Annotated in this window: 16 protein-coding genes; all 16 read left to right on the top strand. The window is 46.6% G+C overall.

Annotated features, from left to right (window positions below):
- Positions 1-3 precede the first annotated feature (3 nt).
- The 16 genes from neuC to QTL79_RS03010 all read left to right on the top strand — a co-directional run bounded on the left by neuC (position 4) and on the right by QTL79_RS03010 (position 15,584).
- Positions 4-1,173 (top strand): UDP-N-acetylglucosamine 2-epimerase, encoded by a 1,170-nt coding sequence (neuC, locus tag QTL79_RS03085; protein WP_346353469.1) that lies wholly within the window; start codon positions 4-6, stop codon positions 1,171-1,173.
- An 18-nt stretch (positions 1,174-1,191) separates the two neighbouring features.
- Entirely contained in the window at positions 1,192-2,265 is a 1,074-nt protein-coding gene (gene neuB, locus QTL79_RS03080) for an N-acetylneuraminate synthase (protein ID WP_346353468.1), read from the top strand.
- The gene (locus QTL79_RS03075) at positions 2,265-2,906 is read left to right on the top strand and encodes an acetyltransferase (protein WP_346353467.1); all 642 of its coding nucleotides are present in this window, start codon (positions 2,265-2,267) and stop codon (positions 2,904-2,906) included. Before neuB ends, QTL79_RS03075 begins: the two co-directional genes overlap by 1 nt.
- The gene (locus tag QTL79_RS03070; protein WP_346353466.1) at positions 2,903-3,952 is read left to right on the top strand and encodes a nucleotidyltransferase family protein; all 1,050 of its coding nucleotides are present in this window, start codon (positions 2,903-2,905) and stop codon (positions 3,950-3,952) included. The genes QTL79_RS03075 and QTL79_RS03070 overlap by 4 nt, the downstream gene beginning before the upstream one ends.
- Positions 3,949-4,887 carry a Gfo/Idh/MocA family protein gene (locus QTL79_RS03065; RefSeq protein WP_346353465.1) on the top strand — a complete coding sequence of 313 codons (939 nt, stop codon included), beginning with the start codon at positions 3,949-3,951 and terminating at the stop codon, positions 4,885-4,887. The genes QTL79_RS03070 and QTL79_RS03065 overlap by 4 nt, the downstream gene beginning before the upstream one ends.
- Entirely contained in the window at positions 4,859-5,575 is a 717-nt protein-coding gene (locus QTL79_RS03060; RefSeq protein ID WP_346353464.1) for an acylneuraminate cytidylyltransferase family protein, read from the top strand. The genes QTL79_RS03065 and QTL79_RS03060 overlap by 29 nt, the downstream gene beginning before the upstream one ends.
- Positions 5,572-6,393 carry an SDR family oxidoreductase gene (locus tag QTL79_RS03055; protein ID WP_346353463.1) on the top strand — a complete coding sequence of 274 codons (822 nt, stop codon included), beginning with the start codon at positions 5,572-5,574 and terminating at the stop codon, positions 6,391-6,393. Before QTL79_RS03060 ends, QTL79_RS03055 begins: the two co-directional genes overlap by 4 nt.
- 25 nt (positions 6,394-6,418) lie before the next feature.
- Positions 6,419-7,735, top strand: a complete 1,317-nt coding sequence (locus QTL79_RS03050; protein WP_346353462.1) for an N-acetyl sugar amidotransferase — start codon at positions 6,419-6,421, stop codon at positions 7,733-7,735.
- 6 nt (positions 7,736-7,741) lie between these two features.
- On the top strand, positions 7,742-8,506 hold the full coding sequence (hisF, locus tag QTL79_RS03045; RefSeq protein ID WP_346353461.1) for an imidazole glycerol phosphate synthase subunit HisF: 765 nt from the start codon (positions 7,742-7,744) through the stop codon (positions 8,504-8,506).
- Positions 8,503-9,138 carry an imidazole glycerol phosphate synthase subunit HisH gene (gene hisH / locus QTL79_RS03040; protein WP_346353460.1) on the top strand — a complete coding sequence of 212 codons (636 nt, stop codon included), beginning with the start codon at positions 8,503-8,505 and terminating at the stop codon, positions 9,136-9,138. Before hisF ends, hisH begins: the two co-directional genes overlap by 4 nt.
- Positions 9,139-9,405: 267 nt before the next feature.
- Complete coding sequence (locus QTL79_RS03035) at positions 9,406-10,482, top strand: hypothetical protein (RefSeq protein WP_346353459.1); 1,077 nt, start codon at positions 9,406-9,408, stop codon at positions 10,480-10,482.
- A 112-nt stretch (positions 10,483-10,594) separates the two neighbouring features.
- Complete coding sequence (fliD, locus tag QTL79_RS03030; protein WP_346353458.1) at positions 10,595-11,902, top strand: flagellar filament capping protein FliD; 1,308 nt, start codon at positions 10,595-10,597, stop codon at positions 11,900-11,902.
- Positions 11,903-12,343: 441 nt separating this feature from the next.
- Positions 12,344-12,637, top strand: coding sequence for a zinc-ribbon domain containing protein (locus QTL79_RS03025; protein ID WP_346353457.1), 294 nt, complete (start codon positions 12,344-12,346; stop codon positions 12,635-12,637).
- Between the two features lie 294 nt (positions 12,638-12,931).
- The gene (locus tag QTL79_RS03020) at positions 12,932-13,708 is read left to right on the top strand and encodes a basic amino acid ABC transporter substrate-binding protein (protein WP_346353456.1); all 777 of its coding nucleotides are present in this window, start codon (positions 12,932-12,934) and stop codon (positions 13,706-13,708) included.
- Positions 13,709-13,858: 150 nt separating this feature from the next.
- Positions 13,859-14,629: a basic amino acid ABC transporter substrate-binding protein gene (locus QTL79_RS03015; RefSeq protein WP_346353631.1), complete on the top strand. Its 771-nt coding sequence runs from the start codon at positions 13,859-13,861 to the stop codon at positions 14,627-14,629.
- A gap of 175 nt (positions 14,630-14,804) precedes the next feature.
- Positions 14,805-15,584, top strand: coding sequence for a basic amino acid ABC transporter substrate-binding protein (locus QTL79_RS03010; protein WP_346353455.1), 780 nt, complete (start codon positions 14,805-14,807; stop codon positions 15,582-15,584).
- The last annotated feature ends 115 nt before the right edge of the window (positions 15,585-15,699 follow it).

Below are 15,699 nucleotides of genomic sequence, written 5' to 3'. Positions count from 1 at the left end.
GTGGTGAGCGTTTTGCGTAAAATTTGCGTGGTCACTGGTACGAGAGCCGAATATGGGCTCTTGTATTGGCTGATGAAGGAAATCGAGGCGGATGAAGAATTACAGTTGCAGCTTATTGTAACGGGGATGCATCTCTCGCCGGAGTTCGGTCTGACATACCAGGAGATTGAAAAAGACGGTTTTCTTATTAATGAAAAGATTGAAATGCTGCTCTCGAGCGATACGCCTGTCGGTATAGCCAAATCGATTGGACTAGGGGTCATTGGGTTTGCGGAAAGCTTAGCTCGACTAAAACCCGATGTGGTGGTTGTTTTGGGTGACCGTTATGAAATTTTGGCGGCAGCGCAGGCCGCGATGATTGCAAAAATTCCCTTGGCGCATATTCATGGCGGCGAAGTCACTGAAGGGGCGATAGATGAATCGATCCGCCATGCGATCACCAAGATGGCGCAGTTGCATTTTGCGGCGGCGGAGGCGTACTGCAAACGGATTCTTCAATTGGGAGAAAATCCGAAACATGTTTTTAATGTAGGAACGCCAGGTTTGGATAATATTATGAAATTAAAGTTAATTGATAAAGCGAAGCTAGAAAAAGAACTGGATTTCACTTTTGGGGCAATTAATTTTTTGTTCACTTACCATCCGGCCACACTGGAAGAAATAACGCCAGAAGAACAATTGAAGAAAATTCTGGCTGCTTTGGACTGTTTTCCGGACGCGAGAATAATTTTCACTAAAGCGAACTCTGATGCGGCGGGACGGGCAGTTAATCAGATCTTGGAAGGATATTGCGCTGAAAATCCGCAGCGGGCAAAGTTATTTGCTTCGCTTGGGCAATTGCGATATTTGAGCACAATCGCTCATGTAGATGCAGTCATGGGGAATTCATCAAGCGGTCTCTTGGAAGTTCCTTTTTTGAAAAAACCTACAATCAATATCGGCAGTCGACAAAATGGACGTCTAAAAGCTGCGTCGATAGTCGATTGTTCTGAAGAAACCGCAAACGTTGTGCAAGCGATTACTAAGGCGCTGTCACCGGAATTCAAGACAATTGTTGATGGTGCAATATCGCCCTATGGGACAGGAAAAGCGTCTGTCATGATAAAAGAAACCCTTAAGCGAGTGGATTTGAAGAATATTGTGATGAAAAAGTTTTATGATTTGAATCAATAACGAGGAGCGTTTGCTGGTATGAACAGAACTTACATTATTGCTGAAGCGGGGGTCAATCATAATGGTTCGATGGAATTGGCGAAGCAGCTAATTGACGTGGCTGTTGCTGCCGGCGCAGATGCGGTGAAGTTTCAGTCATTTAAGGCGGATAAGCTCGTCAGTAAAGAGGCGCCGAAGGCAAAATACCAGAAGGAAAATACTACGACAGCAGAGTCGCAATATGAAATGCTGAAAAAACTTGAGTTGACCAATGCAATGCATCGAGAACTGGTCGCTTATTGCAACCAGCAAGGGATTGAATTTTTATCGACGCCATTTGATGAAGAAAACTTGACGTTGCTGGTTGATGAATGCAATATTGCCAAAATCAAGATACCATCTGGAGAAATCACAAATGCGCCACTATTGCTTAAAATTGCACAGACTGGCAGGCCGGTGATTTTGTCGACGGGGATGTGTACACTGAGTGATGTAGAAGCGGCGCTGGGAGTCTTGGCGTATGGATACTTAAATGCAGAAGAAAAACCTTCTGTGGAACGTTTTGCAGCGGCGTACAGCTCAGGTGACGGGCAGGAGGTTTTACGCGATAAAGTGATACTCCTGCATTGTACGACAGAATATCCGGCTGTTTTCAACGACGTGAATTTGCGAAATATCGAAACGCTTAAAGCAGCATTTGATTTGCCGGTCGGTTTTTCTGATCATACGCAAGGAATCGCGATCTCGTTGGCGGCTGCAGCACGTGGCGCAATCTTGATTGAAAAACATTTTACACTAAATCGCAAGCTTCCCGGACCCGATCATAGAGCCTCTCTTGAACCGGAAGAACTCAAGGCCATGGTACTAGGGATACGGCAAATTGAACAGGCGTTGGGCAGGAAAGTGAAAATACCCACGACTTCTGAGCAGGACAATAAAATAGTAGCGCGAAAGAGTTTAGTAGCAGCGCAGGCTATTTGCCAGGGTGAGGTTTTCAACGAAGATAATATTGCAATCAAGAGACCGGGTAGCGGCATTTCGCCTCTTTACTACTGGGATTATTTGGGGCGCCGGGCGGCGCGCGATTTTAAACAAGATGAAAAGGTGACGTAATGGATAAGCCGGTAATTGTTGTGGGGGCAGGCGGACATGCAAAAGTAGTGATTGCTGCTTTGCAGAAACAGGGTGCAACGATTCTGGGGATTTTGGAAGCGGCTGTTGACAAGAAGAAAGACAGCATATTGGGTGTGGCGGTTATTGGCGATGACGACGCGGTGTTACGGTATGAGAAAGAGGCAATACTTTTGGTTAACGGCATTGGCTCGATTGGTTCTACGCAGTTAAGAAGGAACGTGTTCTTAAAATTTAAAAAGTGGGGCTACCACTTCATGGTGCTGATCCATCCGGCGGCAATAGTTGCCGATGATGTTGCATTGAAAGAAGGTTCTCAGGTAATGGCGGGTGCGGTGATTGAAACGGGAACAGTAATTGGCGTCAATGCGATTGTAAATACCGGAGCAACGGTGAATCATGATTGTCTGGTTGAAGCACATGCGCATATCGCACCAGGTGTTACACTCTGTGGTGGGGTCACGATCGACGAAGGTGCGCATATAGGGGCGGGGTCTACGCTGATTCAAGGCATGAAGATAGGAAAAGAGGCAGTGGTCGGTGCTGGGGCACTGGTCATTAAGCCAGTTAAGGAAAAACAAGTAGTCTACGGCAATCCTGCGAAAGAAGTGAAGAAGATATGAAAGATTGGCAGAACTGTCTTATTACACCGAGTACAACAATATTGGAAGCCATCAAAATAATTGACGATTGTGCCGTGCAGATTGCGGTCATTGTAGATGAGAACAATAAACTATTGGGTACGGTGACCGATGGTGATATTCGGCGGGCGATTTTGCATGGCGTGCCATTAACTAACTCTGTGCAGGATGTCATGAACAGCAAGCCGATAATTGCCCGGGAAAATCAGAAAAAGCATGCAATTTTAGCAAAAATGAATGCGAAAAGCCTGCAACAAATCCCACTTCTTGACAGTAAAGGAATTGTCGTGGGGATAGAATTGTTAAAAGAACTGATGGGGTCTAATGCAAAAGAAAACCCGGTTATCCTAATGGCCGGTGGTTTGGGATCACGGTTGCAACCGTTGACGGATCATTGTCCGAAACCCTTATTGGAAATTGGCAGTAAACCGATTTTAGAAACAATTTTGGAAAACTTTATTGAGTATGGCTTTGAAAAGTTTTATATAGCTGTCAATTATAAAGCGGAAATGATTGAGAAATATTTTGGCGATGGTTCTAAATTTGGCGTGCAAATTCAATATATACATGAGAAAAAGCGAATGGGAACAGCAGGTGCATTAAGTCTGCTGCTGCAAAAATCGAAAGTGCCGCTTGTGGTAATGAACGGGGATTTATTGACTAAAGTAAACTTTCAACATTTAATTGATTTTCATATGGAGCGTCAGGCTATGGCTACCATGTGCGTACGGGAATATAGTTATCAGATACCGTATGGCGTGATTGAAATTGAGCAGGGACAGATTACGAAACTTCAGGAGAAGCCGGCTTGTTCTGCTTTTGTGAACGCGGGGATATATGTATTGAATCCAGAAGCCGTCGAAATGATTCCACAGAATACTTTTTTTGATATGACGGATTTATTCAACAAACTGATTGCAGAACAAAAGACGACGGCAGCCTTTCCAATTAGAGAGTATTGGTTAGATATTGGACAGATGGATGACTTTAAAAAAGCTAAGGATGAATTTGTGGAGGTCTTTGGATGATCAAGGCGCTCGTCGTAGGATATGGCTCAATCGGTAGCCGTCATGCTAAAGTTTTGAGGGAACTAGGCTGCGATGTAACGGTTGTTAGCGAAAGAGTCGTTGACTTTCCACAAACATCCTCTTCGCTTGCGGAAGCGTTTAGTAGATCTTTTTTTGATTATGTAGTGATTGCCAATAGAACGGGTGATCATTATCGTACAGTTTGTGAATTGATTCGGCATAATTATGAAGGCGTGGTCCTAATTGAGAAGCCTATATTTGAAAAGACGTATGAATTACCAAAACATAATTTCAAGCATTGCTATGTTGCATATAATCTAAGATTTCATCCGCTTATGCAAAAATTGAAAGCTGCTATTGAAACTGAAAAAGTCATCTCTGTTCAAGTATATGTGGGCCAATATTTGCCAAACTGGCGCCCGGAGAGTGACTATCGAGTTTCTTATTCTGCCAGTAAGTCTAAGGGCGGCGGCGTGCTGCGTGATTTGAGCCATGAACTAGACTATCTGCTATGGTTGTTTGGCGACTGGAATAATGTCGTAGCAATTGGCGGCAAATATAGCCAGCTGGATATTGAGAGTGAGGATGTTTTTGCAATACTGGCTGAAACTAAGCGCTGTCCGATTATTAATATACAAATGAATTATTTAGATCGTAATTCTAAGCGTGAAATCATAGTGAATACTGAGAAACATAGCATCAAACTGGATTTTGTCAAAGGAAGTTTTGAGTTGGATGGCGATAGAGTGGAAATTTCGGTAGAACGTGATTTTACTTACGGAACTCAGCATAAGGCTGTTTTAAGTGGAGAGACAGGGTCGCTCTGTACTCTGGAACAGGGGTATAAAGTAATGCGATTCTTAGAGTCGATTGAAAAATCAGCAATGTTGAAGAGGTGGATTTCCAATGAAAAGGATTTGTACGATTTGTGCTAGAGCTGGATCTAAGGGCGTTAAAAATAAGAATATACGGATGCTGGCTGGAAAACCGCTTATTGCGCATAGTATATTGCAAGCGAAAGCGACAATGCTATTTGATGCGATCGCTGTCAGTAGTGATTCAGAGGAAATATTAACCATTGCCAAACAATGGGGGGCAGACTTCATTATCCAACGACCGATGGAGATGGCTACCGATACCGCCGGAAAACTGCCGGCAATACGGCATTGCTTAGAGGAAGCGGAAAAGCAGAGCGGTATTCAATTTGACATAGTTGTTGATTTGGACTGCACGTCTCCCTTGCGCTTACCGGAGGATATACTAGGTTCGGTACACTTATTGGAGGAGTCCGGAGCAACCAATGTGATCACAGGAGCGCCCGCACGCAGATCGCCGTATTTTAACCTGGTTGAGGAACTGGAAAATGGTGAGATAGCTCTTGCAAAAGTTTCACAAAAGCCTATCTTGCGTCGTCAGGATGCACCTAGATGTTACGATATGAATGCATCTATTTATGTGTGGACCGCACAGAGTTTGCGAGAAAATCAAAGCTTATTTCAAACAGGAACTAGATTATATGTAATGCCGGAAGAGCGCTCTATTGATATTGATAGTGAACTGGATTTTAGTTTGGTAGAGTTTTTGATGGCACGAAAAATGACGATAGTGGAGGTGGGCAGATGACAAAGCAACTAGCGGATTTTTCGTTGCAGGGAAAACGAGCGATTGTGACTGGCGGAGCCGGTATATTGGGAGGTCGTTTTTGCGAAGGATTAGCTGCTCATGGTGCAGATGTTGCAGTTGTTGATCTCGATGCTGAGAGGGTCGTTCAGTTATCTGCGGAGTTGGAGCAGCGTTACGGAGTCCGCAGTGTCGGCATAACCTGCGACGTTACCTCACCACAGGCTGTTGCACAAATGGTAGATACGGTGGTGAAAATTTGGGGTGGAATTGATGTGTTGCACAATAATGCAGCATCTAAATCCGATAATTTAGCGGCTTTTTTTGCACCGTTTGAAGAGTATTCATTGGAAGAATGGCGTAAAATTATGTCAGTGAACATTGATGGGATGTTTTTGGTTGCGCAAGCTGTCGGGAAGCAAATGGTTGTACAGCAAACGGGTGGAAGCATTATTCAAACCGCTTCCATTTATGGAATCATGGCTCCGGATAAGCGGATTTATGAAGGATCTTCTTATTTAGGAATGGAGATTAATACTCCGGCTGTCTATGCGGCATCGAAAGCGGCCGTGGTGGGTCTGACAAAATACTTAGCGACGTATTGGGCCGAACACAATATAAGGGTAAACACGTTGACGCCAGGTGGCGTTGAGAGTGGACAAAATGATGAATTCAAACGGAGATATTCGACGCGCGTTCCACTGGGAAGAATGGCACACCGTGATGAAATGGTGGGGGCGTTGGTATATTTGGCATCCGAAGCGTCTTCATATATGACGGGCCAGAATTTGATTGTTGATGGCGGACTAAGCGCTTGGTGATTAAAATATGAAGGATGGAAAAGTAATGAAAAAATATGCAAAACCAGAACCGATAAATACGGAAAGCTTTAGCCAAACAGAAAAAGAGTTGCCGATTAAATATGGCTTGCCGGCGGAAGTTAAATTTTGTAAAAAATGTGTTATTTCCAATCAGAGGCCGAACTCGGCAGTCGAATATCAACACACAAAGGACTCTAAAAAATCGACAATTCATTTTGATGAGAAAGGTGTTTGTGATGCCTGTCGTGTGACGGAACAAAAAATGCATGGCATTGATTGGAAGTTGCGGGAACAGGAATTAAAAGAACTTTGTGACAAATACCGAAAAAATGATGGCTCGTATGATTGCATCGTTCCAGGATCAGGCGGAAAAGACAGCTTTTATGCGGCTCATATGTTGAAATACAAGTATGGGATGCATCCGTTAACGGTAACATGGGCGCCTCATATCTATACGACCTGGGGATGGCAAAATTTTCAAGCGTGGTTGGGCGCTGGATTTGACAATTATTTGTGTACGCCGAATCCGCGGACTCATCGTTTATTGACTCGTTTGGCGGTAGAAAACATATTTCATCCGTTTCAGGCGTTTATGTTTGGACAAAAATCCTTGGCGCCCAAAATGGCATTATTACATAATGTTGAATTGGTTTTTTACGGTGAGAATGAGGCGGAATATGGCAATCCTATTTCGGATACTGCTTCGGCCAAGCGGGACTGGAAATACTTCACTAGTCATGATAAAGAAAAAATTCATCTGGGAGGCGTTTCGCTCAAATCGCTAGAGCATGACTTTGGCGTTGAGCCGGTGGAGCTAAAGCCATATATGCCGGCAGATCCTGAACAAGTGGAAAAGAAAAAGATAGAAGTGCATTATCTGGGTTATTATTTAAAGTGGCATCCCCAGGAATGTTATTATTATGCGGTGGAAAATGGAGGTTTTCAGGCTTCACCGGAAAGAACGCCAGGAACTTACAGTAAGTATAATAGCATTGATGATCGGATTGACGATTTTCATTACTATACCACTTTTATTAAGTTTGGCATTGGACGGGCGACATACGATGCGGCGCAGGAAATCCGTAATCAAGAAATTACGCGTGAAGAAGGCGTGGCATTGGTCAAAAAATTCGATGGTGAGTTCCCGGAACGTTTTGCGGATGAAATTTTTAGTTACTTGAGCATCAACCCAAAAGAATTCCCAACTGCGTATCAAATGTTTGAGCAGCCGATTATGGATCGCGATTATTTCATGAACCTAGCCGATCAGTTTCGTTCGCCACATTTGTGGAAAAAGGAGAATGGCGTATGGAATTTGAGACATACCGCCTATGAAGAGTGATAAATAATGAAAAATATAAGGATGATTGCAAGATTAGATGTGAAAGGCCCTAATCTGGTCAAGGGTATTCAGCTTGAAGGATTAAGGAAGTTAGGCGATCCGAATCTTTTTGCAACAGAGTACTATGAGCAGGGAATCGATGAGATTATATATATGGATATCGTGGCCAGTCTTTATGAACGGAATAGTCTGGTCGAGATTGTGCGGCGAGCTACGAGAAATGTGTTTATTCCGATAACAGTGGGAGGCGGAATCCGTTCTGTCGAAAACGTGAAAGACATCTTGCGAGTTGGCGCCGATAAGGTTGCTGTGAATACGGCTGCGATTAAAAATCCAAAGCTTATCAGCGAAATTTCGGAGCGTTTTGGATCCCAATGTATGGTGCTGTCAATTGAGGCGAAAAAAAATGCATTGGACAAGTGGGAAGTGTATTATGACAATGGACGGGAAAGAACAGGAATCGATGTTGTTGAATGGGCTAAGAAAGGTCATGCGTTGGGGGCGGGAGAAATTTTGCTTACTTCGGTCGATAATGAAGGGACGGGAAAAGGCTTTGATTGTAGTTTGATTCAAGAAGTTAGCGCGGCTGTCCCTATTCCTGTAATCGCTAGTGGTGGAATGAATAGTGTAGCTGACTTGAGAAATGCGGTGGCTTCTGGAGCTGACGCAATCGCAATGGCCAATGTTTTACACTATAAGAAACTAAGTGTTCCGGAAATACGAAAACAGGCGATGGAGCAAGGAATTAAAATGCGGAGATATGAGTTATGAAACAAGTTACGATTATCGATTATGGAATAGGAAACTTGTTAAGCGTTAGAAGGGCTTTTGAATATGTTGGCGCAGAAGTGATTATCTCGGATAACGCAGCAGATATTTTGAAGGCAGAGGCATTGATTTTGCCAGGGGTTGGTGCTTTTGCAAATGGCATGAAAGAATTAAGGGATCGTGGTTTTGTTAAACCAATCATTGACTACTGCTTCCAGAATAGACCTTTTCTAGGGATTTGCCTGGGAATGCAAATGATGATGGATAGTAGCGATGAGTTTGGCTTTCACGAAGGCCTTGGTATCATTCCTGGAACTGTGCAAAAAATTCCTGAAAAAGGGATGGATGGCAAGGTTCATAGAATACCTTATATCGGATGGAATGAAATCAAGAGTAGTGGGGAAACTTGGCAAGGAAGCTTATTAGAAGGAGTTGAGCCGGAAACAGCGGTGTATTTTGTACACTCTTATTCTGCGGTACCCGCTTTGGCAGAAAACAAGCTTGCTGAAGCTGAGTATGACGGCTGTATTATTTCGGCTGTAATCCGGAAAGGAAATGCATATGGCTGCCAATTTCATCCGGAGAAAAGCGGCGCCGTAGGACTTCGTATTATTAAAAATTTTGTTGAACTGTAAAAATGTTTTAAAGATGAAAGAAAATAGAGAGACAGGTGAACAACCCAAGTTAGCTAACGCTGATTGGGTTGTTTGCTTTTTAAAGGACATGCTGATTTGTAAGAAGCGATATGATGGTTTATTTATTTGTGGACGAGATGTTTGCCGATACTTATACTTGCAATGAATTTATACGATAACAATAGTATGAGGACTGTTCTGATGATAAAGGAATATCGTAATCGGAACCGTCTTTGCAAAACGTCTGAAATCAAGGAGGAGATCAGAATGCGAATCGAAACATCCCAGGTAGCGCTAAGCGCTAAGAGTGAAAAGTCGGAGGCGGATCTCAGGCAGGAATCGATGCGGGCCTGGGTGGGCAACCAGCAGGTGTCGGCTGAGCAGGTCGCGGGCGGCATCACGGAACAGGCGGCGGTGGCGCTGCAGATCTCAGAGCGGGCGAAGGCGGCGCTGCAGGCGGAATTGGCCAAGCCGGTCGAGGAAAAGCCGCTCTACGAGATCAGCGACGCCGATAAGCAAAAGCTGCTGCTGATCCAAAAGTTCATCGAGAATCTGACGGGGAAGAAGATCAAATTCTATATGCTCGACAAGATGGAACTGAAGGTTGCTGATCAAACAAGTGATGCCTCGATTCTCCGTCAAGGCGGTGCACGGCACGTTGCCGCAAACCAACCGCGGGGCTGGGGTTTTGAGTATCATTCGCTGCAACGCCATGTCGAAGAGGAGAGCATGCAGTTCAGCGCAAAGGGGCAAGTCAAAACAGCGGATGGGCGGCAAATCGACTTTAATCTGGAGGTCGGGATGAGCCGCAGCTTCATGACGGAGCAGCGCGTTGACATTAGGGCCGGCGATGCGCTAAAAGATCCGCTGGTCATCAATTATGGCGGCGCTGCTGCAAGCCTGAGCGAAGAAAAATATCATTTTGATCTGGACAGCGACGGCAATGCGGAACAGATGTCATTCGTCAGCAAGGGCAGCGGTTTTCTCGCGCTTGATTTGAACAATGACGGAAAGATCAACAATGGCAAGGAATTGTTCGGGCCGCAAAGCGGCAGCGGCTTTAATGAATTGAAAGCGTATGACGGGGACGGCAACGGCTGGATCGATGAAAATGATCCGATCTATAACAAGTTGCGCATCTGGACGAAGGATCAAGCCGGGCAGGATCGTCTTTTGGCGCTAGGACAGGCTGGCGTCGGCGCGATTTACCTCGGCAATGTGGCGAGCGAGTTTTCGCATAAGGACAGCGAGAACAAGCTGCAGGGCCAAGTGCGCAGCAGCGGCGTCTTTTTGCGCGAAGATGGACAGGTGGGCAGCATGCAGCAGGTGGACCTGGTGGTATAGACAGAATTGAGTCAATATTCCTATTTGAATATTGACAGTAATGTGATAAAATGGGAATGTAGAATAGGACGGAGTGTGTTATTTCGAAGAAACCTCAAAAGGAGGGAGAAACATGGCTACGATACCGGCATTAAGGACGAACATGTTCAATGTGCAGCCGCCGACATCGCTGGGCGTTTTCAATACGACGAATTCCCAGTCGCTCAGTATGTATCCGGGATCGCTACAGGCGTTGGCGCCGCTTTTCTCACAGAGTTTCCAGCAGCAGCAAAGCGATTACAAGCAGTCGGTGCAGTCGTTCAGCAGCAGCTGGAAAGAGTTGAATACCGCGGCCAAGAGCGTGACAAGCGACTCATTTGAGCAGAAGGCGGTCACCTCCAACAATGCGGCAGTAACAGGAACGGCGAAGAAGACCGCGACGAACGCCAGTTATTCGGTCGGCGTTACGCAGCTCGCGACCACGCAGCGCAATACGGGAACTTCTTTTTCCGGCTCTGCCTACGGTGCGCTCAGCAGCGGCAGCCACACCTTCGGCATAAAGGTGGGCAGCGGTGCGGAAAAACAACTCTCGGTCAATGTGCTGGCAACCGATACGAACAAGCAGACGCTCGATAAATTTGCCGGTTCGATCAATGCGGCGAAGCTCGATGTCACGGCATCGGTACAGACCGACAAGCAAGGCAAGAATTTCCTGAGCCTCGAATCGAAGACGACCGGCGCGACGCAGACCTTTTCGCTGCGCGACATCAGCGGCGGTGCAGTGGCGGGACTGGGCGTCGGCAATACCGTGCAACAAGCGGCGGATGCCAAGTATACGATTAACGGCACGGCGTACAGCTCAGCAAGCAATAAAGTCACGACGGACAACGGAAATGTGACGTTCCAGCTCAATGCCGTGACTGCCGACAACAAAGGCAATCTGAATGCGGCCACCGTCAAGGTGGCAAAGGATAGCGGCGCGGTGGTAAAGGCGACGCAGAATCTGGTCGATGCCTACAACAAGACGCTCGATACGATGGGGCAAGGCGATCTGACGCGACGCGGCCAGCATCTGCTGGATCGTCTGGGCAACAGCGTATCGCAGAGCAACCAAAGTGCGTTGGCCAATATCGGCATCACGCAGGACACGGCGACCGGGGAACTGAAATTGGATCAGACTAAGTTGTCGGACGCACTGAGAAAAAATCCCGATCAGGTTGAAAATGCATTGAGCGGTTCAGGCGGCTTGTCCGGACGTTTGGAATCGGTCAGCAAGCAGGCTATGAACACGGCCGCGAATCAATATCTGCAAGCGCCGCAATACATGGACTGGAAAACCTACGACAGCCAGGCGCAGCAATCGAACCTGCAGATGTTGCTGGGCAACAGCATGGGCGGCTTGAACGGAGCGCAGGGATTGTTCATGGATATGCGAATTTAGTTACAGTAAAGGGATGACGAGCGGTCATCCCTTTTAAATTTACTTGGCTTTTCCTTGCAATTTTATGACGATAATTCTATAATGTAAGTCGAGAACCTTATTGCTTAGGTCTGTGGTTGAAAATCGATGCCAGTCGCAGGCGAAACGATCCACGTAAGGAGCCCAAAGCGGCTTTGAGCATGGTGCGGCTTAGAGGTAAGACCTGCCGGACACGACGCCCTTGGGGCGGCGATGGTCGAGAGGATTAGTAGTGAGCGATTAACTTCTAGTAGCAAAACTTCCAGCAGGCGAGTGTGGGGGCAAAGACCAGGTCGGCTAAGCAAAAGGGTCCTTATAATCAGGCCTTTACGGACTTGAGTATAACCAGCGTTCTTTGTTCGGGTCAGTTTGACCCGACAAAGCCTGGTGTGCTACTACTTTCAAAAAGGTGAGGGGATTTTTATGGCTTTTGAGGACAAAACGCTTACGTGCAAGGATTGCGGCGCGGAATTCATCTTCTCCGCAGGTGAACAGGAATTTTACGCTGAAAAAGGATTCGAGAACGAACCGGCTCGTTGCCGTGATTGCCGCAGTGCCAAGAAACAAAGTCGCGAAAGCGGCGAACGTTCCGGGGCGCCGCGCGAAATGTTCACAGTGGTTTGCGCCGAATGCGGCGTAGAGACGCAAGTGCCGTTCGAACCGCGTTTAGACCGTCCGGTCTATTGTCGCGAGTGCTTCAACGCACGCTCAAGATAACAATTGTATAGTTAGGCCTGGATAGATTAACTATCCAGGCTTTTTTGTTGCACCGGAAGAGGAGGCGGATGAACACGAAGAAAGGAAGAGTGGAAGAAAGGAAGTCGCGGGCTGAGCGCCAGCGATAATTTTTTAGGAGGCATGATGAATAATGGGAATACTTATCTTCTTGTCTTCCCTTCTTCGTGTTAAAAGAGTTGCGAGATATTTTTTAAAATACTATTGACTAATTATGCATGTTAAATGTATAATTATAAACATCGAAAGAATAATATCCGCAAGGGGGACGAAATCATGAATAAGAAATTTAAAACAGGCTTGTTGCTGGCGGTGCTGGCGCTGGTCTTTGCAGTGACTGGCTGCGGCAGCCAGGAAAAGGCGGCGCCGAAAGTATTGAAGGTGGGAACGGACGCTGCGTTTGCGCCGTTTGAGTTCCAGGATGAAAGCACCAAAGAATATGTCGGCTTTGATATCGACCTGGCAAAAGCGCTTGGCAAGCAGATGGGCTACGAAGTGCAGATCCAGAACATGAATTTTGACGGCATCATTCCCGGCATCGAATCCGGCAACATTGACATTGCGGCGACCGGCATGACGATCACCGCTGAGCGGAGCCAAAAAGTGAATTTCTCCAAACCGTACTATAAATCCGGCCTGGCTGTGGTAGTCAAGGCTGACAATGCGACGATCAAGGGCTTCGGCGATTTGGAAGGCAAGAAGATTGCCGTGCAGATCGGTACGACCGGCGCGAGCGAAGCAAAGAAAATCAAAAATGCACAGGTGCGTGAGTTTAACAGCTCTGCCGAAGCATTCATGGAACTGAAAGCGGGCGGTGCGGATGCGGTGGTCAACGACCTGCCGGTCAATGAATACTACATCGTTAAGACCGGCGCGAAAGACGCGAAGATCGTCGGCGACGTAGTGAGCGCGGAAGAATACGGCATTGCGATCGGCAAGAAGAATACGGAACTGACCGAGAAGATTAACAAAGCGCTCGATGAACTGAAGAAAAACGGCGAATACGAGAAGCTGTACCTGAAATGGTTCGGCAAGAAACCGCCGCAAGCATAAGGTGATAGAAAAGACACTGTGCAGAAAACGCACAGTGTCTTTTCATAAAAGTATACATGGATATTTTCTTGCAACATATTGCTTGAATATGCGCAAGTGCGTATAGTTATAAATGTAAAAACAAAAGTGTATTTGGAGAGGAAGATGATGATGAAGAAAACATGGTTCACGAGTATCCTGTTAACTGTCGTTGCATTGGCGCTGCTGCTCGGCGGCTGCGCTGAACAAAAGAAAGAGGCTAAAATTCTCAAAGTCGGTTCGGACACTGCATTCGCGCCGTTTGAGTTCCAGGACGAAGGCAGCAAAGACTATGTCGGTTTCGATATGGATTTGATCAAGGCGGTCGGCAAGCAGATGGGCTATGAGGTGCAGGTGCAGAGCATGAACTTTGACGGCATCATACCGGCATTGGAAGCGGGCAACATCGACGTCAGCATTTCGGCGATGACGATCACGCCGGAACGCGCGGCGAAAGTGAATTTTTCCAAGCCGTATTACAAATCGGGTCAGTCCATCGTGGTAAAAGCGGATAACACCGCGATCAAATCATTTGCGGATCTTGCAGGCAAGCGGATCGGCGTGCAGATCGGCACGACCGGAGCCGAGGAAGCGAAGAAGATAAAGAACGCTCAGATTCGCGAATTCAACACCGCACCGGAAGCTTTTCTTGAGTTGAAGGCCGGCGGCGTCGACGCGGTGGTCAACGATCTGCCGGTTAACGAATATTACATTGCGAAGAGCGCAGCCAAAGATGCCAAGCTCACCGGCGAGCCGATGAGCTCTGAAGAATACGGCATCGCCAGCAGCAAAAAGAATGCCGAGCTGAACGAGAAAATCAACAAAGCACTCGATGAGCTGAAGAAAAATGGCGAGTATGAAAAAATCTACGTGAAATGGTTCGGCAAAAAGCCCGTCCAATAAAGTAAGAAGAGGAACAGGCTGTCTTGGTTTGGTGGATTACATTCATCACGAAGACAGCCTGTTTTGTGCGCAGTATGTGATTATTGCAAAAAAACGAGGGACAAGTGTTGATAAAAGTACGTAAAATGTGTATTATTATAAGTGGAAAAATTATCTATTAACAGGGGGCGGACAGATGTTTAACAAACGGATGATGGTAATGATGGCGGCGTTGCTGGTTCTCTTACTGGGCCTGGCGGGCTGCGGCCAAAAAGCGGCGGACAAGCCGGCGGCAAAGGTATTGAAAGTCGGTGCGGAAACGACGTTCCCGCCGTTTGAATTCCAAGATGAGCAGAGCAAGGAGTATGTCGGCTTCGATATGGATCTGGCCAGAGCGGTCGGCAAACAGATGGGCTATGAAGTGCAAATCCAAAGCATGGGCTTTGACGGCCTGATCCCGGCGCTCGAAGGCGGCAACATCGACTTGATCGTATCCGGCATGAGCATCACGCCGGAACGCGCGGAAAAAGTCAGCTTTTCCAAACCGTATTACAAATCCGGTCTTTCGATCATCGTAAAAGCGGACAATCAGACGATCAAAGGCTTTAAAGAACTGGAAGGCAAGAAAATTGCCGTGCAGATCGGTACGACCGGCGCAGAGGAAGCTAAGAAAATCAAAGGCGCTACAGTGCGCGAGTTTAACAGCAATGCCGAATCGTATATGGAATTGAAGGCAGGCGGCGTCGATGCGGTGGTCAACGACTTGCCGGTTAATCAATATTACATGGCCAAGAGCGGCGACAAGTCCGCCAAGCTGCTGAGCGAAATCAGCAATGCCGAGGACTACGGCATGGCGATTGCCAAGAAGAACGGCGAACTGACCGAGAAAGTCAACAAAGCGCTCGAAGAATTGAAGAAAAACGGCGAGTATGACAAGATCTACGAAAAATGGTTCGGCAAAAAGCCGCAAGCGTAATATGAATGAAAAGGCTGTCGCGACAGGGAAACCGATTCGCGGCAGCCTTTTGCATTTTCAGACACAAAGGCCATTAACACGAAGACGGGAAGAGGTTTTTTCTTCTCGCCGGGTC

Source organism: Azotosporobacter soli (assembly GCF_030542965.1).
Taxonomy (GTDB): domain Bacteria; phylum Bacillota; class Negativicutes; order SG130; family SG130; genus Azotosporobacter; species Azotosporobacter soli.
Note: the sequence above shows the minus strand (reverse complement) of the source record. Positions and strands in the feature narration are given on the sequence as shown.

Coding starts and splice junctions, on each gene's coding strand:
- QTL79_RS03055 (WP_346353463.1), top strand. CDS start 5,572: ATGACAAAGCAACTAGCGGATTTTTCGTTGCAGGGAAAACGAGCGATT.
- QTL79_RS03070 (WP_346353466.1), top strand. CDS start 2,903: ATGAAAGATTGGCAGAACTGTCTTATTACACCGAGTACAACAATATTG.
- QTL79_RS03020 (WP_346353456.1), top strand. CDS start 12,932: ATGAATAAGAAATTTAAAACAGGCTTGTTGCTGGCGGTGCTGGCGCTG.
- QTL79_RS03035 (WP_346353459.1), top strand. CDS start 9,406: ATGCGAATCGAAACATCCCAGGTAGCGCTAAGCGCTAAGAGTGAAAAG.
- QTL79_RS03065 (WP_346353465.1), top strand. CDS start 3,949: ATGATCAAGGCGCTCGTCGTAGGATATGGCTCAATCGGTAGCCGTCAT.
- neuB (WP_346353468.1), top strand. CDS start 1,192: ATGAACAGAACTTACATTATTGCTGAAGCGGGGGTCAATCATAATGGT.
- hisH (WP_346353460.1), top strand. CDS start 8,503: ATGAAACAAGTTACGATTATCGATTATGGAATAGGAAACTTGTTAAGC.
- QTL79_RS03060 (WP_346353464.1), top strand. CDS start 4,859: ATGAAAAGGATTTGTACGATTTGTGCTAGAGCTGGATCTAAGGGCGTT.
- QTL79_RS03025 (WP_346353457.1), top strand. CDS start 12,344: ATGGCTTTTGAGGACAAAACGCTTACGTGCAAGGATTGCGGCGCGGAA.
- QTL79_RS03050 (WP_346353462.1), top strand. CDS start 6,419: ATGAAAAAATATGCAAAACCAGAACCGATAAATACGGAAAGCTTTAGC.
- QTL79_RS03075 (WP_346353467.1), top strand. CDS start 2,265: ATGGATAAGCCGGTAATTGTTGTGGGGGCAGGCGGACATGCAAAAGTA.
- fliD (WP_346353458.1), top strand. CDS start 10,595: ATGGCTACGATACCGGCATTAAGGACGAACATGTTCAATGTGCAGCCG.
- hisF (WP_346353461.1), top strand. CDS start 7,742: ATGAAAAATATAAGGATGATTGCAAGATTAGATGTGAAAGGCCCTAAT.
- QTL79_RS03010 (WP_346353455.1), top strand. CDS start 14,805: ATGTTTAACAAACGGATGATGGTAATGATGGCGGCGTTGCTGGTTCTC.
- QTL79_RS03015 (WP_346353631.1), top strand. CDS start 13,859: ATGAAGAAAACATGGTTCACGAGTATCCTGTTAACTGTCGTTGCATTG.